Consider the following 21,887-nt stretch of genomic DNA (forward strand, 5'->3'; position numbering starts at 1 on the left):
CTTTTATTTATTTCGAAATTACATGATTTCGAATGTACAAGGTGCTGTTTTCTTCAGTGCATAATCACCCGCACCGTCTAAACGTACCTTGATATCAGAAATAACAACTACATCTCCTAGTCTTGCTTTTGAAATCGCAGCTTTTGCTCTTTCGTTCATTCTATTTCCTTGAACGACCACTGAAGGTTGTCCTGGAACTTGCAATACAAATCCTGTAACTGTTAACCCTAATTCAAAATCAAAATCCTCTAATTTTGCACCAATTGTTACAATCTCTAAGTTAGACTTAGGACCTTTCGCAGCGTATTCTCCACGAACTGTACCACGAGGTGCAGGAATATCTTTAATTCTAAATACTTTTTTGTCACTTACCGATGTTCCGTCAGGTAATTTACCTGTTACGTTAATCGTAACTTCTCTACCAGCTTGAGGACGCATATTATATTGCCCTGCTTTTCCTCCTTTAGATAAACCAGGAGCAGAAGCTACTACCTTATCGTCAGAGATACCAGCAAATGAAATTGTCATTGGGTTCATCACCCCACGGTATACAACGTTCATTTTGTCTGCAGAGATATTCGCTGAATTTGGTTTTGGCACAACAACATAGTTTCCTTTGATGTCGATTTCGACAGGTTTTCCGTCTTCCATAAATGTAAATTTACCTTTTACATCATGTTCACCAACGTTACCTGTACCAAAGCTCAAGTTAACTTGACCATCTTCTAACGCTTTTGTTAAATCTACTTTTTGACCGTTCACTACCACTTCCGTAGGTACTGTTGATTTGTCATAACGTCCTAATACAACTTTTCCTTTAAACTGTTCTCCAGCAAAGAAAGCTGATTTCTCAGGAATAACAATTGCCGCATAGTTACGCATAGAAGCCGCTTGACTTAATGTATTCCCTAATAAGCTATTGTAGATCTCATGCTCAATAACCATAGCGTCATTTTGCATTGTAGATAATTTAGTCAAAGACGCAATTGCGGGAAAACCTTGGAAGTTGTAATTCAAATATGGTTTTACAACACCTTCTCCGTCTTTTACATCAGAGATATCAAATCTTTTTTGCAAATCTACAACAATTGGTTGAAACTTAACGTCTTCTCCAACAATCCCTAAGATTTCACTTTTATATTTTTCAATTGCACCGATAAATTCTTCTCCTTCTGCAGAATATTTATCGCCATTAAACCAAGCTTGATCAATTACATCTCCTTTTTCCATACGCTCTGCAGGTAATTTACCATCGATACGTTGTGCTTCTAAAGGATCTGTAATTTGCTTTTTAACACCTGCCACAAAATCATAAAACTCTTTTGTAACTGTTGCTACTTGCTTCGCTTTCTTATAAGGCTCGCCGAAACGAGTTGGATCATCTGCTGATTTAGCCTCTAATCCTCCTAATAACCTGTCATTATTTTCAACCGCCGAAGTATTCGCCGATTCAAATTTATCGTTTACCATACCAAAAGCTGATAAAACCTCCTTTGACATCTGAAGTGCCATCATCGCGATGAACACAAGATACATAAGGTTAATCATCCTTTGCCTAGGCGTCAATTTTGCTCCTCCTGCCATTATTTATAACTTTATCTGGATTATAAATTAATTAGCACCGCGGTTACCCATTGCAGAAAGCATACCTCCATAAACCGTGTTTAAAGAAGATAAGTTGCTTGTTAAAGCAGACATTTGCTCTTTTAGTTTGATGTTATTTTCAGCAACCTCTTTGTTGATTTCAGCATTGCGAGTAGCACTCTCCAACTGAACTTTATACATTGAGTTTAAAGATTCTAATTGAGCTGCAGCCATTGACATTTCTTCAGCATATTTTTTAGTAGATGCAACAGAGTCAACTGTTGGAGCAATTTCTTTAGATGCTGCTTCGAAGTTTCTGATGCTTCTACTTAAGCTACTCATTAATTCTCCATCAATTTTTGCTTCTTTTAATAAATCATCTAATTTTTTAGATAACATACCTTCTTCTTCTGTTGATCCACCACCAACAAACCCTACAGCACTACCACCACCTCTAACTTGTGTTGGTTCTCCTCCTTTTAATTCAGGATAGACCTTTGCCCAGTCTAACTCGTCATCAACTGGTTCAAAAGCAGATATCGCAAAAATAAGAGCTTCTACAACCAATCCTAAAGTTAGCATATTATTTCCATTAATTGGACCTAACTCCATGTGCGTAATTTTAAATAATGCACCGATAATTACAACTGAAGCCCCCATTCCATAACAGAAGTTCATTACTTTTTTAGGTATTGCCATAATTTTTTAAATGTTTTAATTGTTTGTCTATAATCTATAATTGTTTTGGTTCTGTTTATTTAGCCATTTTGGTCATGTTACTTCTTGACATCGATCCCGAAACAGATTGTACTAATCTAAATCCGATGTAAGATCTAGCAGAATCTGCATACTCTGAATCACGTGTAGCAACTTGTAACATATAAGCAGGGTCTCTCCAAGAACCTCCTCTGATTACTTTTAATGGCGTATCTGATCTTCTATTTTTTGGTTTTAAACTTGACATGAAGTCATAAGATGATGAATCATATGGTGAGCTTGTCCACTCTGCTACGTTTCCAGACATATTGTATAAGTTATATCCGTTTGGTGGATAAGCACGTGCTTCAGCTGTATAAGTAGCTCCATCTGCTGCATAATCAAAACGACTTGGTTTGAAGTTAGCCATGAAACATCCTTTTTCATCTGTTGTGTAAGGACCACCCCAAGGATACATTGCTCCTTCTAAACCTCCTCTAGCAGCAAATTCCCATTCGCTCTCCATTGGCAATCTATACTCATGTACTTCTGACGGCATATTTTTTGAACGTAAGAACGTGTTTTTATACAAGGTTCTCCATGCAGCAAACGCTCTAGCTTGATGCCAGTTTACACCTACTACTGGGTATTCACCAAACGCTTCATGCCAGAAGTAATCGTTGTGCATTGGCTCGTTGTACGAATATTGGAATTCTTTAATCCAACGCGTTGTATCAGGATAAATCAACAACGTTTCAGTTTTTAAATGTCTGTTGCGTTTTCCACGAGGATCCGCTCCTTTATCTTTCATTGCTCCTTCTAAATCCACATATGTGTACTTGAATTTAATTTTAGAAGCGTCGAACATACCTAATCCATTGTACGTTTCAGAAGCTGGAATATACAATGAATCCATCACTTCAACATAGTATTCATCTGGATAACGATCTACAGATGTAGGCAAGTTTACTTTTTTATTCAATCTTCTTCCAGCGTACATATCATCACTACTATCCATGCTGTAGTAGTTCTCATACATGTATCTTTGATAAGGTGTCATACGATCTAGATTTTCTTCATTATCTAAAAACGCATAAGCCCCAATACCACCACCATCGGGAGTTAACCCCATATCATCAGCTGCAATAGCTAAACGTGTTCGGATAACCGAATCCTTTACCCATTCAACGAATTTTCTATACTGGTTGTTTGTAACTGCCGTCTCATCCATATAGAACGAACCAACTGTTACTGTTTTTGTTGGAGCATCCTGTGCACCAAGGAAATCTTCATTCGACTGTCCCATTGTAAAAGTCCCACCAGGAACTAAAGACATACCATGAGGCTTCGTAGTTGACCATCTCTTTCCTTCTACTCCTCCTAACAACTCACCTCGATCTCCAGTACCACAGCTGCATACCAAAGCTAAAACTGCTCCTAACGTAATGATCTTCTTCATATATTATTTAGGTTTTCTTATATACTTCTTAAAAATGTAAACGTATTCAATTATTTTTAATTTTCAAAAACAAAGCTAAAAAAAATTTAGTTTATATTTAACATATAAAAATGTTAAATTTTTTTCACCTATACTAAACTCTTTTTAAATGCCCTCCACCACCTGTCGGGTAATTGCTGTGCAGTAGCATTTTCGTAATCTTCATAGCTACAAGGCAACAACGTTCTTTTTGTTAACTTTTCATTAACACTCGCCCCAACATTCACCTCTATCCACCATCTTCCTGAGATATCACTCTTGTAAAAAACTAAATTCTCATAATCATCAAATGGCACGATATATTTGATATAATTCTCCTTACAGGCAAATGGATATTCATTATAGCGATAATTTACGCCCTCTATAAAATACCATAAAACCTGTCCCAATAATAACGTTTCGTTTATTTGATTATTGTAATTAAATATACCAAATGTACTAACTTTATCACTTAAACCGCTATACCTTGCTAAAGAACAAATTTCTCGTCCATCAAAGCCATTGGGATTAAAAGTCGAAAAATTACCCGAATCACTAGACTTTACCGCGTTGATATCAACACTCACAATATCAGCATCTCGCAACACCGGCTCCGACAATGCAATATTATTAATAATTTCTCCAACTCTATAGGCTTCGAAGAATAAATTTTCAATTAAATCGATTTCTTCTTGAGAATTATAATACGTTTGGTAGCCTAAATTTGAAAAATTAAACAAATTATTGGGTTCTTCCAGAATAATTCGCGATATGAAACTTTCTGCAGCACATCCCCCATCTTTTGCGACATCTAATTTATGATCAATACAAACTAAATTTACCATTTGTTCGAGTTTGTCATAACCTCGATACATCGCATAGGTCAAATCTTGACTTCCTCCTATAACAACTGGAATTACGCCATTCTTAACTAAATCCTCTACAACTGCACCAAGCAAAAAATAAGTATCTTCCATAGTGTCCCCAGGCATAATATCCCCTAAGTCCACGATTCGAACATGCCAATTTCCAGGAAACAACGTATAAAAGGACTTTCTGACCTTCAGTAAATCTACCGTATCGACTTCCGACTCTAACCCTCTGTTGTCCGTAACCCCGATAAGTGCAATTTTATATTGGCTATACTTATCAAAGTCACCTCCGGAGTGAAAATGAACCTTTTTTCCTAGACTCTGACTAGGCAATCCATCGATATAATTTCTGAATTCAACACTAACTGGACGTAAAAGTTCTAACATACTACTCTATTATTTCTTAGTCGTCGTTTTTTTTGTCGTTGTTTTCTTAGCCGCTGGTTTTTTAGCCGCCGTTTTTGTCTTTTTAGCCGGTGCCTTTACCTCAATCATCGCCTTTACTTCCTCTAAGGTCAACGCCTGTGCATCTACCTCTTTCGAAAGCTCAATCTTAGTTTTCCCTTTTAAAATAACAGATCTACCCCATCTTGCTTTTTCTACGCGAATTCCCTCTTCAATCCAATCGTGAATAACCTTATCTTTTTCTTTCTGAATTTTATCCTCAATCAATTCAATTATGTCTTGATGAGAGAGATTGTCAAAATTATACTTCTTATTGACGTTGATAAAAATATTATTCCACTTTAAGTAAGGACCAAATCGCCCCACACCTTTTTGTACTGGTAGATCTTGATACGTTGCAATAGGACGATCAGCTTCTTCTTTTTCTTGAATAAACTCTACTGCTTTTTCAAAAGAGACATCCAACGGCTCCAATCCTTTAGGAAGTGAAATAAACGTTTTACCTACGCGAACATAAGGTCCAAAGCGTCCGTTATTCACTTCTACATCCTCTCCCTTATACTCACCTAACATTTTAGGTAATAAAAACAGTTTCAGCGCTTCCTCTAGCGTGATTGTTCCAATATTTTGATCAGGTGCCAAACTGGCAAACTGTTTGTTTTCATCTTCTGCATCTCCAATTTGTGCCATTGGCCCAAACTTACCCAAACGCACCAATACTGGTTTTCCAGAAGCCGGATCCGTTCCTAAGATACGCTCTCCTGATTCGCGCTCAGCATTCTCCTCTACATCTTTTACGGTTGGATGAAAATGATCGTAAAACTCACGCATCATCTTCGCCCAATCTTCTTCTCCTGCAGCAATTGCATCAAAGTCTTCTTCCACCTTTGCCGTGAAGTTATAATCTAAGATGGTTTTAAAATTCTTAACCAAGAAGTCATTCACAATAATCCCAATATCAGTTGGAATCATCTTGCCTTTATCTGAACCTGTCTTCTCGACTAATACCTTTTCGGTTAGCGCTTCCTGCGCAAGTGTCATTACTTTATATGGACGTTCTTTTCCTTCTGTTGTCCCTTTCTCAACATAATTTCGCGCAATAATAGTCGAAATGGTCGGTGCATAGGTAGACGGTCTTCCGATTCCTAGTTCTTCTAATTTCTTAACTAAGGACGCCTCCGTATAACGAGCGGCAGGTTTACTAAAACGCTGTGTTGCCACGATCCCGTTAGACAAAAGTGACTCCCCTACTTTCAAGTGGGGCAAAATTCCTTCTACTTCCTCCTCTTCATCATCATGTCCTTCCAGATACACTTTTAAAAATCCATCAAACAAAAGCACTTCACCTGTTGCAACGAATAACTCACTGTATTTATTCGCCCCAATTTTCACATTGGTACGCTCTAGTTTTGCATCACTCATTTGAGAAGCTAAAGTACGCTTCCAAATCAAGTCGTATAAACGCGCCTGATCCCTATCTAAAGGTACGCTATGCAAAGCCATATTAGTCGGACGAATAGCTTCGTGCGCTTCTTGCGCCCCCTTGCTCTTGGTCACATAGCTTCTCGACTGAACATATTCCGCACCGTAGGATTTTGCAATCTCTGCTGCTGCTGCTTTAGTTGCTTCCTCGGACAAGTTTACACTATCCGTTCTCATATAAGTAATAAACCCTTCCTCGTATAATCGCTGCGCTAACATCATGGTCTGTCCAACCGAATAGTAAAGCTTACGCGCCGCCTCTTGTTGTAATGTAGATGTCGTGAAAGGTGCAGCCGGAGATTTCTTTGCCGGTTTTGTTTCAAGATCCTTAATCGCATAGGCTGCTCCTATATTAAGCGTTAAAAAATCTTTAGCTTCTTGTTCACTAGCAAAACTTTTCGACAAACGCGCTTTCACTACCTTGCCTTCTCCTGTTTTAAACTCGGCCGTAATCACATAAGAGGATTCCACGTTAAATTCATTAATCTCTTTTTCCCTTTCCACGATTAATCGAACAGCAACCGATTGAACACGTCCTGCCGACAATCCCCCTTTGACCTTTTTCCACAAGACAGGAGATAACTCATACCCTACCAAACGGTCTAACACACGTCTAGCTTGTTGAGCATTTACTAAATTATAATTAATCCCTCTTGGGTTTTCAATTGCTTTTAATATCGCTGACTTAGTAATTTCGTGAAAAACAATTCGCTTTGTCTTCGTCTGATCTAATTTCAATTCTTCAGCTAAATGCCATGCAATAGCCTCCCCCTCTCGGTCCTCATCGGAAGCTAACCAAACAACCTCTGCGTTTTTAGAAAGGTCTTTTAACTTTTTAACTACTGCTTTTTTATCACTAGAAACCTCATACTTGGGTTTGAAATTATCCTCTACGTTTACTCCTATCTCTTTAGAAGGCAAATCCGCTATATGTCCATAACTAGATTCCACCTGATAATCTTTTCCTAAAAATTTTTCAATTGTTTTTGCCTTTGCAGGCGACTCCACGATCACTAAATTCTTTGCCATACTTCATTATTTTGTGAAGCAAAAATATGCGTTTTTTCTTAATATTTCCACTCCAACCGATATAATTCACACTTTCTCTTAAATTCCCCTACAATGCTTTAAAAAATACACATTTTTTTAACGTTGATTATCAAAAGATCCTCTTTTATAACCAAACAACATTCACTAAGAAAAATTGCTCAAAAGTAAAGAAACAAAAGCAATTTAGTTGTACCAAGGTCGTATTTTAGCAAGTATACACTTATAAACAGCTCCTATCTTAGCAATTCATTTCTCACTTTAGACTGCAAACATCCAACTTTTTTAGAAATATTCACACATTATTCTCAAAAAAAAGCTTTATCACCTGTTAAGAATAGGTCAATACATGGTCTTTTTTACCTGTAAACAAAGCTCTTCTTTTCTTTTGGTCCTATTCTCAAAATACTATTAAATATAAAGCTGTCAACTTGTCAGTAAATAAATTTAAACTATCTTTGTGGCTTAAAATAAAACTCCCTTTTAAATAATCATATGGAAAAGGTAATTGACGAAAATAAACAAGGAACAAGCTTACAGCTAACACAGAATAAAGACAATACGAAGAAGCTTTTTATTGAAAGTTACGGTTGTCAAATGAACTTTTCTGATAGCGAGATTGTTGCCTCAATTTTATCTGACGCAGGATACAACACAACCAATAACCTAGAAGAAGCTGATTTAGTTTTAGTAAATACTTGCTCGATTCGAGATAAGGCCGAACAAACAGTGCGCAAACGCTTAGATCAATACAACCGTATTAAAAGAAAAAACCCAGGAATGAAAGTTGGGGTATTGGGTTGTATGGCAGAACGCTTAAAGAGCAAATTCTTAGAGGAGGAAAAAATTGTAGACATGGTGGTAGGTCCTGATGCATACAAAGATTTACCAAACTTGTTAAAAGAAGTAGACGAAGGAAGAGATGCGATCAACGTAATTTTATCGAAAGATGAAACCTATGGAGACATTTCACCGGTTCGCTTACAAAGTAATGGCGTTACTGCTTTTGTATCAATTACAAGAGGCTGTGATAATATGTGTACCTTTTGTGTTGTTCCTTTTACTAGAGGACGCGAACGCAGTAGAGAACCCCATAGTATTATCTCTGAAATCCAAGACCTATACGAAAGAGGTTTTAAAGAAATTACCTTATTAGGTCAAAATGTAGATAGCTACCTGTGGTATGGGGGTGGATTGAAAAAAGACTTTGATAAGGCAACTGAAATTCAAAAAGCTACTGCGGTTGATTTTGCTCAATTATTAGAGCTATGTGCAACTAAATTTCCGAAAATGAGATTTCGTTTTTCGACTTCCAACCCGCAAGACATGCATATGGAAGTAATAGAGGTTATTGCCCGTCATGACAATATTTGCAAATACATTCACTTACCTGTACAATCGGGAAGTACTCGTATTTTGCAAGAGATGAATCGCCAACACACAAGAGAAGAATACATCGAATTAATTGACAAAATCTACGCGTTAATTCCAGATATCTCCTTGTCACAAGATATGATTACGGGATTCCCTACAGAGACCGAAGAAGATCATCAAGACACGCTTTCTTTAATGGAACACGTGCGTTATGACTTTGGTTTTATGTTTGCTTATTCGGAGCGACCAGGTACTTTAGCGGCTCGTAAATTAAAAGACGACGTTCCTGAAGAAACTAAAAAACGTCGTTTAAGCGAGATCATTGCTGTTCAAGGTAAGATCAGTTTAGAACGCACAAAGCGCTTTGTTGGTCAAACCGTTGAAGTGTTAATCGAAAAGTCATCGAAGCGTTCAGATTTAGAATGGAGCGGTAGAAACTCGCAAAACACAACAGTTGTGTTCCCGAAAGAAAATTATAAAGTGGGAGACTTTGTCGAAGTGTACATTGAAGATTGCACTTCTGCAACGCTTATTGGAAAAGCAGTAGGCTACTCTCCAATGCAAGCTTAATCCCTCTTGTTGAAATAGCTCTCTCAAAAAGTTTACTACATGGAAAACGTTCAAGCGATAAAACAACGATTTGAAATTATAGGAAATGATCCTAAACTAAACCGTGCGATTCAGAAGGCAATTCAAGTTGCTCCAACTGATATTTCAGTTTTAGTAACAGGAGAAAGTGGGGTTGGGAAAGAAAGTGTTCCCAAGATCATCCATTCCCTTTCGCATCGCAAGCACGGGAAGTACATTGCTGTCAATTGTGGCGCTATTCCGGAAGGAACCATTGACAGCGAACTTTTTGGTCACGAAAAAGGAGCCTTTACAGGGGCCATTGGTACACGTGAAGGGTATTTTGAAGAAGCAAATGGAGGAACCATCTTTTTAGATGAAGTAGGAGAATTACCCCTAACCACGCAAGTGCGTTTACTGCGTGTACTAGAAAATGGGGAATTTATCAAAGTAGGTTCTTCTCGTGTTCAAAAAACAGATATCCGCATTATTGCAGCTACAAATGTCAATATGATTGACGCTATTCAGAAAGGCAAATTTAGAGAAGATTTATACTATCGACTAAGCACAGTAGAAATTGCACTCCCTCCTCTTCGAGAACGAGGGGAAGACATTCACTTGTTGTTTCGAAAATTCGCTTCTGACTTTGCTCATAAATACAAAATGCCTCCTGTTCGCTTAGATGCTAACGCCGCTAATTTTTTAATTCGATACCGTTGGGATGGGAACATCCGACAGCTGCGAAATGTAGCGGAGGAGATTTCCGTATTGGAAACCAATCGCGAAATCACACTTCCCATCTTGCAGTCATACTTACCCAATCACGACAGGCAATTACCTTCTGTCGTACAAGGTAAAAAGGCAGAAAGCGATTTTAGTACAGAGCGAGAGATTTTATATAAAATTCTCTTTGACATGCGCAATGACATCACAGATTTAAAAAAGCTTACCTTAGAGCTTTTAAAACAGGATAAAGGACAAGTACAGGAAAGTAATCAGCTCTTGATTCAGCGTATTTACGGAAGCAAATCGAATGAACCAACAGACTATACTACAAGTGCTTCGGATATTTTACAGCTGGAGAACAACAACTTGCACCCTAGTCAACCTGCACATTCAACGTTTCATCCGACCCTTATCGAAGACGATGACGACGAAGAGGATTACCTCATTGCAGAAACAATAGAGGACGAACCTTTAAATTTAGAAGAGCAAGAGGTAGAATTAATTCGAAAAGCCTTAGATCGAAACAAAGGCAAGCGCAAAGCCGCTGCAGAAGAACTGGGGATTTCCGAGCGAACACTATATCGAAAGATCAAACAATATAACTTATAGAAAATGAAGTTAAAACCGATCATTGCGATTCTTTTTATCGCATTAGGCTTACAAAGCTGTAAATATTATAACTTTACAGGTACAGGAAAAATTGACGCTGATTCATTTCAAGTGAATTACTTTCAAAATAATGCTCCATTAGTTGAACCCGGTATTGAGCGTACGTTTACCTTGGCTTTACAAGATCTTATCCAAGGACAAACGAGTTTGACATTGACCAATTCGGATGCGGATCTCCTATATGAAGGAGAAATTGTCGATTATAGAATTAGCCCAATGACGGCAACAGCAGATCAGAGAGCTGCGCAGAACCGTTTGTATATTGCAGTAAATGTACGCTTTACAAACAAAAGAAATCCAGATGACGATTTTGAAAAGCGCTTCTCTTTTTACTACGACTACGATGCTAATGCACAATTAGTTGGAGGTACATTAAACACTGCTTTAGACGAGATTTTTGAACGCATTACACAAGATGTTTTCAATGAGTCCTTAGCGAAATGGTAAAAAACAAATCAAATTGAATATAAACACACTACATACCTACTTAGCTGATCCCACACTATTACAGCGATCAGATATCCATGAATTGAAACAATTATTGGAACAGTATCCCTATGTACAAGCGATAAGAAGTTTATATCTCAAAGCTTTATATTCAAACGAAAGCACCTCTTATAATCAGGAACTCAAGAAAACAGCAGCCTATACGCTAGATCGCGATATGTTGTTTAACTTCATTGTTTCGGACGACTTTACGGCATATCGTCCGTTACCGTTAGCTTCTGAAGGGGAAGAAATAACGGAAACGCAAGAAGACCCTGTTGTAATACCCAAAGAAAAGGTCGTAGAACAAAACATCAGTGCACTACTGGAAAACATTTCTAAAGTAGCATACGCCATAACACAAGAAGACAGATCTACGTCAGCAGAACAGCTCGAAGAAGAAAAACAAATCAAGAAAGAAACAGCTACCGAAGCTGACCTTCTTCTAGAGATAGATGATTCAAATTTAACAGCGGAGACAAATTCCATCGATAACACAGTTGAATCCTTAGAGAACAAACTAGAAATTGGCAAACCTTTAGCATTTGAAACTGGTGAAAAATACTCTTTCCACGAGTGGTTACAATTGTCCAAACAACAGCCAATTCTCAGAGAATCGAATATAAAAAGCGACGATACACCGCAAGAACAGGAAGAAAAAAAGAAAGAATTTACAGAAGATGAAAAAAAATTTCAAGAAACTTTAGAAAAAAAACAAGCGTTAATTGACAAATTCATCGAGGCAAATCCTAAAATTATCCCAACAAAAAAAGCCACGGCAAGTCCTATCAATATTGAATTATCCGTACAAGAGAACACAAGTTTAATGACGGAGACTTTAGCCAAAATTTATTTGGAGCAAAAAAAATATCAAAAAGCAATACAAGCTTATGAGATTTTAATTTTGAAATATCCAGAAAAAAGTAGTTTCTTTGCAAACCAAATATTAGATATAAAAGCGTTACAACAACATAATAGTTTATAAGCATGAACACATTTACAGTATTTTTAGTATTGATTGCTATCGTATGTTTTTTATTAATTGTGGTTATTATGGTACAAAATCCTAAAGGTGGAGGTTTAGACTCCTCTTTTGGAGGATCTACTGTTGCAGGAGGTGTAAAAAACACGAATGACTTCTTAGATAAGAGTACTTGGACTTTAGGAGCGGTGTTAATCATCCTTATTTTAATGTCAAGCATTAGCTTTAGTGGTGGTGCAATTGGAGATTCTAAACTTTTAGATCCAAATGCAGAAATTCCAGTACAGCAAACAGTTGTTCCTGCTGCTAGTACAGAAGACACAACGGAAGCACCGGTAACTTCTGAGACATCAACACCAGAAACTACACAAGAATAAAAAATCAGTTTTTTTAAAATACAAAAATGCCAGCTGTCAAGTTGGCATTTTTTTTTGCTCGATAGGTGCCAATACAAGGTTTGGCACACTTTATGACTAGTTCTATATCGTTTAGAACTAATATAAATAATTCAATTTCATAAACTATAACACTATGGCATTAAACATTAAACCACTTGCGGATAGAGTTCTTATTGAACCTCAACCAGCAGAAACAAAAACTGCTTCTGGTATTTTCATTCCTGATACAGCGAAAGAGAAACCACAAAAAGGGACAGTAGTCGCTGTAGGAAACGGTACAAAGGACCACAACATGACAGTACAAGTAGGTGATACAGTACTTTATGGTAAATATGCAGGAACAGAGCTAAAATTAGAAGGTAAAGATTACCTTATCATGCGTGAAGATGACATCTTAGCGATTGTTTAATAAATTGAATAATAACAAAGTAAAACAAGACTAGATCATGGCAAAAGATATTAAATTCGACATTGAAGCACGCGAAGGCTTAAAACGCGGTGTTGATGCTTTAGCAAATGCTGTTAAAGTAACGTTAGGACCAAAAGGAAGAAACGTAATTATTGGAAAATCATTTGGTGCACCAACAGTAACCAAAGATGGTGTTTCTGTAGCAAAAGAAGTAGAGTTAGAAGATGCACTTGAGAATATGGGTGCTCAAATGGTAAAAGAAGTTGCTTCTAAAACCAATGACTTAGCAGGAGACGGAACAACTACCGCTACTGTACTAGCACAAGCTATTGTTAAAGAAGGATTGAAAAACGTGGCTGCTGGGGCAAATCCAATGGATTTAAAACGCGGAATGGACAAAGCGGTTGAAGTAATCGTGAACCATTTAAAAGATCAAGCACAAGAAGTAGGTGGATCCATGGATAAAATCCAACAGATTGCTTCTATTTCAGCGAACAACGACGAATTTATTGGAGAATTAATTGCACAAGCTTTCGAAAAAGTAGGAAAAGAAGGTGTAATCACTGTTGAAGAAGCAAAAGGAACAGAAACATTTGTTGATGTTGTAGAAGGAATGCAATTTGACAGAGGATACTTATCTCCTTATTTCGTGACCAATTCAGAGAAAATGGAAGTAGAATTAGATTCTCCTTACATTTTACTATATGACAAAAAAGTATCTTCTCTAAAAGAATTACTTCCAGTACTAGAGCCAGTGGCTCAATCAGGGAAACCTTTATTAATCATAGCTGAAGATGTTGACGGGGAAGCTTTGTCTACTTTGGTAGTAAACAAATTGAGAGGAGCTTTAAAAATTGCTGCTGTAAAAGCACCAGGATTTGGAGATCGAAGAAAAGCAATGTTAGAAGATATCGCTATCTTAACTGGTGGTGTAGTAATCTCTGAAGAACAAGGGTACACGTTAGAAAACACTTCATTAGAAATGTTAGGTACGTGTAAACGTGTAAACATCGACAAAGACAATACAACAATTGTTAGCGGAAGTGGAGCTTCAGATATGATTCAAAACCGCGTAAACCAAATCAAAGCTCAGATGGAAACAACTACATCTGACTATGATAGAGAAAAATTACAAGAGCGCTTAGCTAAATTAGCGGGTGGTGTCGCTGTATTGTATGTAGGTGCTGCTACGGAAGTAGAGATGAAAGAGAAAAAAGACAGAGTAGATGACGCTTTACACGCTACTAGAGCGGCAATTGAAGAAGGAATCGTTGCTGGAGGTGGAGTTGCTTTACTTCGTGCAAAGGCGAACCTTAATTCAATTAAAGCAGTAAACGCAGACGAAGAAACAGGAATCCAAATCATTGCTAAAGCGATAGAATCTCCATTGAGAACTATCGTAGAAAATGCAGGTTTAGAAGGTTCTGTTGTTGTAGCTAAAGTATTAGAAGGAAGTAATAACTTCGGATACAACGCAAAAACAAACGAATACATCGATATGTTACAAGCAGGTGTAATCGATCCTAAAAAAGTAACTAGAGTTGCTTTAGAAAATGCAGCTTCAGTTGCAGGTATGATCCTTATCACAGAATGCGCTTTGGTTGATATTAAAGACGAAAACGGTGGTGGAATGCCAATGGGAGGCGGAATGCCAGGTATGATGTAAAATCACACCCTATTATAAAAAAAACGGCTTGAAGAATTCTTCAAGCCGTTTTTTTTTATAATAGGTTTGTACGTTGTGCAGTTGTCGATTTATTGAATTAAAAAACAAATTGTTTTCCAACCCCTAATCTTCTCATCCCCCCAACTGATCACTGTTAACTATTTTACAATTTCCTTTAAATCAGCAATTGTTGCCATAGGATCTGCTGCACTAAACACAAAATTACCTGCTACTAATGCTTCAGCACCAGCCTCCACTAAAGCTTTTGCATTTTTACTGTTTACACCACCATCGATTTCAATAATAACATTCGCACCCTTCGCATCGATCATTGTTTTTAATTTACGCACTTTATCGTATGTATTTTCAATGAAGCTTTGTCCACCGAAGCCAGGGTTTACACTCATAATCAAAACTAGATCTAAATCCTGTATTATATCTTCCAAAACAGAAACGGGCGTATGTGGATTTAAAGCAACTCCAGCTTGCATTCCCTCAGCTTTAATTGCTTGTATAGTACGGTGTAAATGCGTACACGCTTCATAGTGTACCGTTAAAATATCAGCTCCCAAGTCTTTAAACGTTTTGATATAGCGATCAGGGTCTACGATCATCAAATGCACGTCTAATGTTTTCTTTGCATATTTGTTAATTGCAGCCAATACCGGCATACCGAATGAAATATTAGGAACAAAAACTCCATCCATAATATCGATGTGGAACCAATCTGCTTGGCTTTCATTCACCATTTCAATATCGCGTTGTAGGTTTGCAAAATCCGCTGCCAAAACGGAAGGTGCAATTTTTATATTTTTCATACTATCGTGTTGTTTGTACAAAGATAAAAAAATCCTAAGAGGAAATTCCGCTCAGGATTTTATAATTCTATTATTGTTCTTTTATTGTAGCTTCAAAAAGCGCAGCAAAATACGTGATAATCTTAGCGCGCACCTCATCTTCATCAACATAGTTTACACCAAGCTCAACATGCAAAGACGTGACACCTTTACCGCGAATTCCACAAGGAATAATATTGTCAAAATACCCTAAATCAGAATTGACATTTAAAGCAAAACCATGCATCGTTACCCAACGAGAAGCACGCACGCCCATTGCGCAAATTTTTCTCGCAAATGGCGTACCTACATCTAACCAAACTCCCGTTTCCCCTTCACTACGCGTTGCTTCGATTCCGTAGTCTTTCAACACGAGAATCATCGTTTCCTCTAGCAAACGCAAATACTTGTGAATATCAGTGAAGAAATTTTCCAAATCCAAAATTGGATAACCTACAATCTGCCCAGGGCCATGATAGGTAATATCTCCTCCTCTATTGATCTTGTAAAAGGTAGCTCCTTTTGCTTCTAATTGTTCTTCATTGAGCAATAGATTTTCTATATGTCCACTTTTTCCCAACGTATAAACATGGGGGTGTTCGACAAACAAAAAGTAATTCGGTGTTGCCTCCTCTTTTTCTTCGCGTCTATTGTTAATTTTAATGTCTAAGATTGACTGAAAAAGCTCCTCTTGATACGTCCACGTATCTTGATAATCTTTCTCACCTAGATCAATTAAGGTTACTTCTTTATTCATTTTTCGAAAAACTTAGCGGTTGTATTTTGGATTATTGAGGATGACTAATGCACCTATAACCCCAGGAATCCACCCAGCAAGGGTTAATAACAACACAATTAGTATAGAACCACACCCTTTGTCATAAACAGCTATAGGCGGAAAAATAATCGATAGAATAACTCTCCAAACACTCATAATCACATATTTATAAAAGACAAATTTCGTCATTTTTTATCAATAACCACAAAAATTTCAGCTAAAGCCTTGTTTAGAACTGCCTATAAATCATCAAATGACTAATTAACTGACATTTGGAGCAATAGAATTGCCCCTAATTTTTAAAGATTACCTATATTTGCACTTTATAAATTAATTCATAATTCACAATTATTATGCAACTTTCAGAACAAGAAATCATCAGAAGAGAGAAGCTCGCAAAATTGCAAGAGCTTGGTGTGAATCCTTATCCTGCTAACTTATTTCCAGTAAATCATACATCCAAGCAGATAAAGAACGGTTTTGAAGAAGGTAAGAAGGTAATTGTGGCAGGGAGATTAATGTCTTCCCGTATTCAAGGAAAAGCTTCTTTCGCAACCATTCAAGACAGTGAAGGAAAGATTCAATTATACATCAACAGAGACGAACTTTGCCCAGGTGAGAACAAAGATTTATATAACGAAGTTTACAAAAAACTAATTGACTTAGGAGATATCATTGGTATCGAAGGAGAGTTATTCACAACGCAAGTTGGAGAAAAAACGGTACGCGTACAAGGACTTTCTTTATTGAGCAAAGCCTTGCGTCCACTACCTTTACCTAAAACGGATGCAGAAGGGAATACGTTTGATGCTTTTACTGATCCAGAATTGCGCTACAGAATGCGTTATGTAGATTTAGTTGTTAATCCTTCAATCAAGGAAACATTTATCAAACGTACGAAATTGTTTAACGCCATGCGTCAGTTCTTCAATGAGTCTGGCTATATGGAGGTTGAAACACCTGTACTACAGTCTATCCCTGGCGGAGCCGCTGCACGCCCCTTCATGACGCATCATAACGCCTTGGATATTCCATTGTATTTGCGCATCGCAAACGAATTGTATTTAAAACGTTTAATTGTAGGTGGTTTTGACGGAGTCTATGAGTTTGCTAAAAACTTCCGCAATGAAGGAATGGACAGAACCCACAATCCGGAATTTACCGTAATGGAAATCTATGTAGCGTACAAAGACTACAACTGGATGATGGACTTCACAGAACGCTTATTAGAGTACTGTGCAATTGCAGTAAACGGTTCTTCAAAAGCTATTTTTGGCGAACATGAAATTGATTTTAAAGCCCCTTATAAACGAATCACGATGGCAGATTCGATTAAAGAATTCACTGGTTTTGACATTACAGGAAAAACGGAAGACGAAATTCGCCAAGCGGCTTTAGGCATGGGAATTCCAGTGGATGCAACTATGGGTAAAGGAAAATTAATTGATGAGATTTTCGGTGAAAAATGTGAAGGGAACTACATCCAACCAACGTTTATCACAGATTATCCAAAAGAGATGTCGCCTTTAACCAAAGCACATAGAGATAATCCAGAGTTAACGGAGCGTTTTGAGTTAATGGTTTGCGGAAAAGAGATTGCAAATGCCTACTCGGAGTTAAATGACCCGATTGATCAAAGAGAGCGTTTTGAAGCTCAAATGGCTTTGGCAGATCGCGGAGATGACGAAGCGATGTTTATTGATCAAGACTTCTTGCGTGCTTTAGAATACGGAATGCCTCCTACGTCTGGAATGGGAATTGGAATGGATCGTTTAGCCATGTTCTTAACAAACAATCCATCAATTCAAGAAGTGTTGTTTTTCCCTCAAATGAGACCAGAGAAAACAGCACCAACGGTAGAATTATCAGAAGAAGAAAAAATCATCATCCAAATTCTAGAAAACAACGAAAACAAAGTAGAACTAGGTTCGTTAAAAGAACAAGCGGCTTTGAGTGGCAAAAAATGGGATAAAGCAATGAAAGCACTTTCTTCACATAACTTGACAAAAGTAGTTACTGAAGAAGAAACAAAATACGTTGTTTATCAACAATAAGAGATGACTGATAAGCAACATTGTCTTATCGAAAATCATAAAATAAAAAAGCAGTAGGAATTTTTCTACTGCTTTTTTTATTGCCTATAGAAATAGCACAAACTACTTCGAAATAACGAGCTCTCTTCTTACAGCTCAAACAAGCGATATTTCAGACTAAATCCGATTGTGGGAATAACCTGCGACTCTTTTACATCAAAATCGCTTACATGGCCAATTCCCAAGTGTAAATCAAAAAGGAATCTGTTCGAAAAATGGCGTTCAATTCCCCAATTAATCTCCGTTAAGAGCACGCGGTTCAAATTGTAAAAGGAAGAATCTCCAAAAGAGTATTTCGCTTGTAGGGAGACGAAATTTCTCTTTCGATCAAGATCTACGTAATTCCATTTAACAATTCCCTTCGTATAGGGGATCAAATGCTTGTAATCTAAGGTCATGGTAAAACCGTCAAATACATCATATCCCACACCGTATCCAACAGCCCCTTCTGCGTAAAATTTACCATAAATATTTTTGTTTGCTGATAATTCAATTCCGTGAAGACCTAGCCCAAGCTTCACATCTTCTTTTGATTGTGCATAGGCGGAAGATAACATACTCAAACATGCAATACATCCAACTATAGTTTTTATTCCTCTATACCCTTGTTTCATTGCGCTAAAATTTCTGCGTAAAACTAATAAAAATTAAGTTAATTTTATTTGTAGATAAAAACAAAAAAACATTTTCACTTTTTTACTCTCCATGCAAATAAAAAAAGCACTGCTAATTTTGCAGTGCTTTTTTATTATCCTAAATACGTTTTCAGTATTTTACTTCTTGATGTATGTTTCAATCTACGGATTGCTTTTTCTTTAATTTGTCTGACGCGTTCTCTTGTCAAATCAAACGTTTCTCCTATTTCTTCAAGCGTCATTGGGTGTTGATCGCCCAAGCCAAAATACAAACGAACCACATCAGCCTCACGCGGAGTCAAAGTTTCTAATGCTCTTTCAATTTCAGTACGCAGCGATTCATGGATTAATTCACGATCTGGATTTGGTGATTCACCAGAACGCAAGACATCGTATAAGTTAGAGTCTTCCCCTTCAACTAAAGGCGCATCCATAGATAAGTGACGACCAGAGTTTTTCATACTCTCTTTTACGTCATTGACAGTCATATCCAGCTCAACAGCAATCTCTTCTGCAGAAGGCGGACGCTCGTTTGACTGTTCTAATAACGCGTACATCTTATTAATTTTATTAATCGAACCAATTTTGTTTAATGGTAAACGTACAATTCTCGATTGCTCAGCTAAAGCGGATAAAATAGATTGTCTAATCCACCAAACTGCGTAAGAAATAAATTTAAATCCACGAGTTTCATCAAAACGCTGTGCAGCTTTGATCAAACCTAAGTTTCCTTCATTAATTAAATCCGGAAGAGTCAATCCTTGGTTTTGGTACTGTTTTGCTACCGAAACCACGAATCTCAAGTTCGCCTTAGTTAACTTTTCTAACGCTCTTTGATCACCGGCCTTAATTCGCTGTGCTAATTCTACCTCTTCATCTGCAGTAATCAAATCTACTTTACCAATTTCTTGCAAGTACTTATCAAGTGAAGCAGTTTCACGATTCGTAACTTGCTTGGTAATTTTAAGTTGTCTCATATTATTTTACTCCTTATTTGTCTTTGTTCTTATGGTCTACATTAGTTATACGTATCCTTTACCCAAAAAGTTACAATATTTGAAAAAATAATTTTTCTCACACATCTAATTGAAAAATATAAAGCCTTAAAAACAGTGTTTTCAAGGCTTTATGCGAATCTTTTATACTAGGAATAAATAAATATCTCTTAGTAATAGTTTGTTTTACTCAATTCCTTTTCATCTACTTCTACTTCATCCAAGTAGCGTTCTAAACTATCGTCTAACTCCTTTATCCAAGGAGTATGGTGTTCTTCTGCACAGACATTCGTCATCACTGAAGTATAAACTTTATCTCGATAAGCTAAAATATTATCTTCTTTTGAATTTAACCACGTCTTAAACATTTCAGAAACCTTATCAATATTAAAACTTGGATAATCTGTCAAGTCAATAAGTTCTTTAATATAAGCCGTTTGGAAGTCCACATGATCATTACCTGTTTCTGTGCGCTCTTCAGCCGCAAGCCATTTAGCAATATCAGCTTCACGCTCTTCCTTATTAGGAAGCGCAATATGGCCTAACATATAATCACGCGCAAACCAAGCTTGTGCATCAAACATATTAAACGTATAATATTGATCTTGCATACCTAAGAAAATTAAACGCTCATTTTCATTAAACACTACTCCTTTATACAGATTGTCTGGATAGAGGCAGTTTTTTGTTTTTAAACGCAAATTATCAGGTAAGAAAGGGAATTTATGTTGATAACCTGTACATAAAACTACAGCATCGTATTCTTTTGTTGTACCATCTTTAAAAAAGGCTACATTGTCTTCGAAGTGAGTCACGATCGGCTTTTCTTCGATTCCCTTAGGCCATTTCACACCAATTGGGTTGGTACGATACGAAATAGTCACGGATTTACTTCCGTGCTTAAAACACTGTACTCCAATATCTTCCGCTGAATAACTACTTCCAATCAACAGAATATCTTTGTCAATAAATTGATCCGCTCCACGGAAGTCATGGGCGTGCATAACTGTTCCTGGGAAGTTGTCAATTCCTTTAAAGAATGGCATATTAGGAGTTGAGAAATGTCCTGTACCTACAACGAGATAATCAAAAAATTCTTCAAACGTCTTATTAGCAACCAAGTCATCAAAAATAACGCGGAATTGCTTTTTATCTTCTAAATAGTCTACCCAACGAGCAACAGTATTAAATTTAATATAGTCACGAGCATTACTTTGTTTGATACGTCCTTCGATATAATCAAAAAGCACTTCTCTTGGAGGATAAGAAGAAATAGGTTGTTTAAAGTGATCCATAAAGGTGTAATCCGCAAACTCCAAGCACTCTTTAGGTCCGTTAGACCATAAGTACTTATACATACTCCCGTGCAAAGGCTCTCCGTATTTCCCTACACCTGTACGCCAAGTATAGTTCCACATTCCACCCCAATTATCTTGTTTTTCGTAACACTTAATTTCTGGAATTGGATTCCCTTTTTTCTGTTCTGATTCGAAAGCTCTTAACATAGCAAGCCCACTTGGACCTGCTCCAATAATTCCTACTTTAAAATTAGTCATTATATATTACTATTTTTAGGCCCCTAACTTTCTTGCGAAATGGAGCTAATTAATAAACGATATTTTAGATTTCATCAAAGAAAGAATCCTGTATACAGATTCTTACAGACACTCTTGCTGAGTGATTTGATAGGTCATCACGAAGAACAACCTA

The 21,887-nt window shown here is 37.1% G+C and carries 19 protein-coding genes; 8 read left to right on the forward strand and 11 right to left on the reverse strand.

What is annotated here, in order from left to right; all coding sequences use genetic code 11:
• Window positions 1-18: 18 nt before the first annotated feature.
• The 5 genes from gldM to topA form a co-directional block, all read right to left on the reverse strand.
• Window positions 19-1,584, reverse strand: coding sequence for a gliding motility protein GldM (gldM, locus tag ACPDG9_RS01755; RefSeq protein ID WP_430526103.1), 1,566 nt, complete (start codon window positions 1,582-1,584; stop codon window positions 19-21).
• Between the two features lie 27 nt (window positions 1,585-1,611).
• Window positions 1,612-2,283 carry a gliding motility protein GldL gene (gldL, locus tag ACPDG9_RS01760; RefSeq protein ID WP_430526104.1) on the reverse strand — a complete coding sequence of 224 codons (672 nt, stop codon included), beginning with the start codon at window positions 2,281-2,283 and terminating at the stop codon, window positions 1,612-1,614.
• Window positions 2,284-2,338: 55 nt separating this feature from the next.
• Window positions 2,339-3,739, reverse strand: a complete 1,401-nt coding sequence (gene gldK / locus ACPDG9_RS01765; RefSeq protein ID WP_430526105.1) for a gliding motility lipoprotein GldK — start codon at window positions 3,737-3,739, stop codon at window positions 2,339-2,341.
• A gap of 128 nt (window positions 3,740-3,867) precedes the next feature.
• Entirely contained in the window at window positions 3,868-5,016 is a 1,149-nt protein-coding gene (locus tag ACPDG9_RS01770; RefSeq protein WP_430526106.1) for a formimidoylglutamase, read from the reverse strand.
• Between the two features lie 9 nt (window positions 5,017-5,025).
• On the reverse strand, window positions 5,026-7,545 hold the full coding sequence (topA, locus tag ACPDG9_RS01775; protein WP_430526107.1) for a type I DNA topoisomerase: 2,520 nt from the start codon (window positions 7,543-7,545) through the stop codon (window positions 5,026-5,028).
• Window positions 7,546-8,058: 513 nt separating this feature from the next.
• Here topA and miaB point away from each other — a divergent pair.
• The 7 genes from miaB to groL all read left to right on the forward strand — a co-directional run bounded on the left by miaB (window position 8,059) and on the right by groL (window position 14,840).
• Entirely contained in the window at window positions 8,059-9,507 is a 1,449-nt protein-coding gene (miaB, locus tag ACPDG9_RS01780) for a tRNA (N6-isopentenyl adenosine(37)-C2)-methylthiotransferase MiaB (protein ID WP_430526108.1), read from the forward strand.
• Window positions 9,508-9,546: 39 nt separating this feature from the next.
• Window positions 9,547-10,839, forward strand: a complete 1,293-nt coding sequence (locus tag ACPDG9_RS01785) for a sigma-54 interaction domain-containing protein (RefSeq protein WP_430526109.1) — start codon at window positions 9,547-9,549, stop codon at window positions 10,837-10,839.
• 3 nt (window positions 10,840-10,842) lie between these two features.
• On the forward strand, window positions 10,843-11,346 hold the full coding sequence (locus ACPDG9_RS01790) for an LptE family protein (protein ID WP_430526110.1): 504 nt from the start codon (window positions 10,843-10,845) through the stop codon (window positions 11,344-11,346).
• Window positions 11,347-11,359: 13 nt separating this feature from the next.
• The gene (locus tag ACPDG9_RS01795) at window positions 11,360-12,370 is read left to right on the forward strand and encodes a tetratricopeptide repeat protein (RefSeq protein WP_430526111.1); all 1,011 of its coding nucleotides are present in this window, start codon (window positions 11,360-11,362) and stop codon (window positions 12,368-12,370) included.
• 2 nt (window positions 12,371-12,372) lie between these two features.
• Entirely contained in the window at window positions 12,373-12,744 is a 372-nt protein-coding gene (gene secG, locus ACPDG9_RS01800) for a preprotein translocase subunit SecG (protein WP_430526112.1), read from the forward strand.
• 154 nt (window positions 12,745-12,898) lie between these two features.
• Window positions 12,899-13,174 (forward strand): co-chaperone GroES, encoded by a 276-nt coding sequence (locus ACPDG9_RS01805; protein ID WP_060873958.1) that lies wholly within the window; start codon window positions 12,899-12,901, stop codon window positions 13,172-13,174.
• A 37-nt stretch (window positions 13,175-13,211) separates the two neighbouring features.
• Window positions 13,212-14,840, forward strand: coding sequence for a chaperonin GroEL (gene groL, locus ACPDG9_RS01810; protein WP_430526113.1), 1,629 nt, complete (start codon window positions 13,212-13,214; stop codon window positions 14,838-14,840).
• A 158-nt stretch (window positions 14,841-14,998) separates the two neighbouring features.
• Here the strand turns inward: groL and rpe are convergent, their stop codons facing one another.
• The 3 genes from rpe to ACPDG9_RS01825 form a co-directional block, all read right to left on the reverse strand.
• Window positions 14,999-15,658 carry a ribulose-phosphate 3-epimerase gene (gene rpe / locus ACPDG9_RS01815; protein WP_430526114.1) on the reverse strand — a complete coding sequence of 220 codons (660 nt, stop codon included), beginning with the start codon at window positions 15,656-15,658 and terminating at the stop codon, window positions 14,999-15,001.
• 70 nt (window positions 15,659-15,728) lie between these two features.
• Window positions 15,729-16,433 carry a lipoyl(octanoyl) transferase LipB gene (lipB, locus tag ACPDG9_RS01820; protein ID WP_430526115.1) on the reverse strand — a complete coding sequence of 235 codons (705 nt, stop codon included), beginning with the start codon at window positions 16,431-16,433 and terminating at the stop codon, window positions 15,729-15,731.
• Window positions 16,434-16,445: 12 nt separating this feature from the next.
• The gene (locus tag ACPDG9_RS01825; protein WP_182626851.1) at window positions 16,446-16,610 is read right to left on the reverse strand and encodes a YqaE/Pmp3 family membrane protein; all 165 of its coding nucleotides are present in this window, start codon (window positions 16,608-16,610) and stop codon (window positions 16,446-16,448) included.
• A 197-nt stretch (window positions 16,611-16,807) separates the two neighbouring features.
• Here ACPDG9_RS01825 and lysS point away from each other — a divergent pair, with 197 nt between their 5' ends.
• On the forward strand, window positions 16,808-18,508 hold the full coding sequence (gene lysS / locus ACPDG9_RS01830; RefSeq protein ID WP_430526116.1) for a lysine--tRNA ligase: 1,701 nt from the start codon (window positions 16,808-16,810) through the stop codon (window positions 18,506-18,508).
• A 128-nt stretch (window positions 18,509-18,636) separates the two neighbouring features.
• Here lysS and ACPDG9_RS01835 read toward each other — a convergent pair whose 3' ends face one another.
• From ACPDG9_RS01835 to ACPDG9_RS01845, 3 genes are all read right to left on the reverse strand, one after another.
• Window positions 18,637-19,161, reverse strand: a complete 525-nt coding sequence (locus tag ACPDG9_RS01835) for a hypothetical protein (RefSeq protein ID WP_430526117.1) — start codon at window positions 19,159-19,161, stop codon at window positions 18,637-18,639.
• Between the two features lie 134 nt (window positions 19,162-19,295).
• Entirely contained in the window at window positions 19,296-20,159 is an 864-nt protein-coding gene (locus ACPDG9_RS01840; RefSeq protein WP_002987652.1) for a sigma-70 family RNA polymerase sigma factor, read from the reverse strand.
• Between the two features lie 188 nt (window positions 20,160-20,347).
• Window positions 20,348-21,733, reverse strand: a complete 1,386-nt coding sequence (locus ACPDG9_RS01845) for an NAD(P)-binding domain-containing protein (protein ID WP_430526118.1) — start codon at window positions 21,731-21,733, stop codon at window positions 20,348-20,350.
• Window positions 21,734-21,887 lie beyond the last annotated feature (154 nt).

The organism is Myroides sp. C6-3, assembly GCF_050522425.1.
Classification (GTDB): Bacteria; Bacteroidota; Bacteroidia; order Flavobacteriales; family Flavobacteriaceae; genus Flavobacterium.

Coding starts and splice junctions, on each gene's coding strand:
- gldM (WP_430526103.1), bottom strand. CDS start 1,584: ATGGCAGGAGGAGCAAAATTGACGCCTAGGCAAAGGATGATTAACCTT.
- gldL (WP_430526104.1), bottom strand. CDS start 2,283: ATGGCAATACCTAAAAAAGTAATGAACTTCTGTTATGGAATGGGGGCT.
- gldK (WP_430526105.1), bottom strand. CDS start 3,739: ATGAAGAAGATCATTACGTTAGGAGCAGTTTTAGCTTTGGTATGCAGC.
- ACPDG9_RS01770 (WP_430526106.1), bottom strand. CDS start 5,016: ATGTTAGAACTTTTACGTCCAGTTAGTGTTGAATTCAGAAATTATATC.
- topA (WP_430526107.1), bottom strand. CDS start 7,545: ATGGCAAAGAATTTAGTGATCGTGGAGTCGCCTGCAAAGGCAAAAACA.
- miaB (WP_430526108.1), top strand. CDS start 8,059: ATGGAAAAGGTAATTGACGAAAATAAACAAGGAACAAGCTTACAGCTA.
- ACPDG9_RS01785 (WP_430526109.1), top strand. CDS start 9,547: ATGGAAAACGTTCAAGCGATAAAACAACGATTTGAAATTATAGGAAAT.
- ACPDG9_RS01790 (WP_430526110.1), top strand. CDS start 10,843: ATGAAGTTAAAACCGATCATTGCGATTCTTTTTATCGCATTAGGCTTA.
- secG (WP_430526112.1), top strand. CDS start 12,373: ATGAACACATTTACAGTATTTTTAGTATTGATTGCTATCGTATGTTTT.
- ACPDG9_RS01805 (WP_060873958.1), top strand. CDS start 12,899: ATGGCATTAAACATTAAACCACTTGCGGATAGAGTTCTTATTGAACCT.
- groL (WP_430526113.1), top strand. CDS start 13,212: ATGGCAAAAGATATTAAATTCGACATTGAAGCACGCGAAGGCTTAAAA.
- rpe (WP_430526114.1), bottom strand. CDS start 15,658: ATGAAAAATATAAAAATTGCACCTTCCGTTTTGGCAGCGGATTTTGCA.
- lipB (WP_430526115.1), bottom strand. CDS start 16,433: ATGAATAAAGAAGTAACCTTAATTGATCTAGGTGAGAAAGATTATCAA.
- ACPDG9_RS01825 (WP_182626851.1), bottom strand. CDS start 16,610: ATGAGTGTTTGGAGAGTTATTCTATCGATTATTTTTCCGCCTATAGCT.
- lysS (WP_430526116.1), top strand. CDS start 16,808: ATGCAACTTTCAGAACAAGAAATCATCAGAAGAGAGAAGCTCGCAAAA.
- ACPDG9_RS01835 (WP_430526117.1), bottom strand. CDS start 19,161: ATGAAACAAGGGTATAGAGGAATAAAAACTATAGTTGGATGTATTGCA.
- ACPDG9_RS01840 (WP_002987652.1), bottom strand. CDS start 20,159: ATGAGACAACTTAAAATTACCAAGCAAGTTACGAATCGTGAAACTGCT.
- ACPDG9_RS01845 (WP_430526118.1), bottom strand. CDS start 21,733: ATGACTAATTTTAAAGTAGGAATTATTGGAGCAGGTCCAAGTGGGCTT.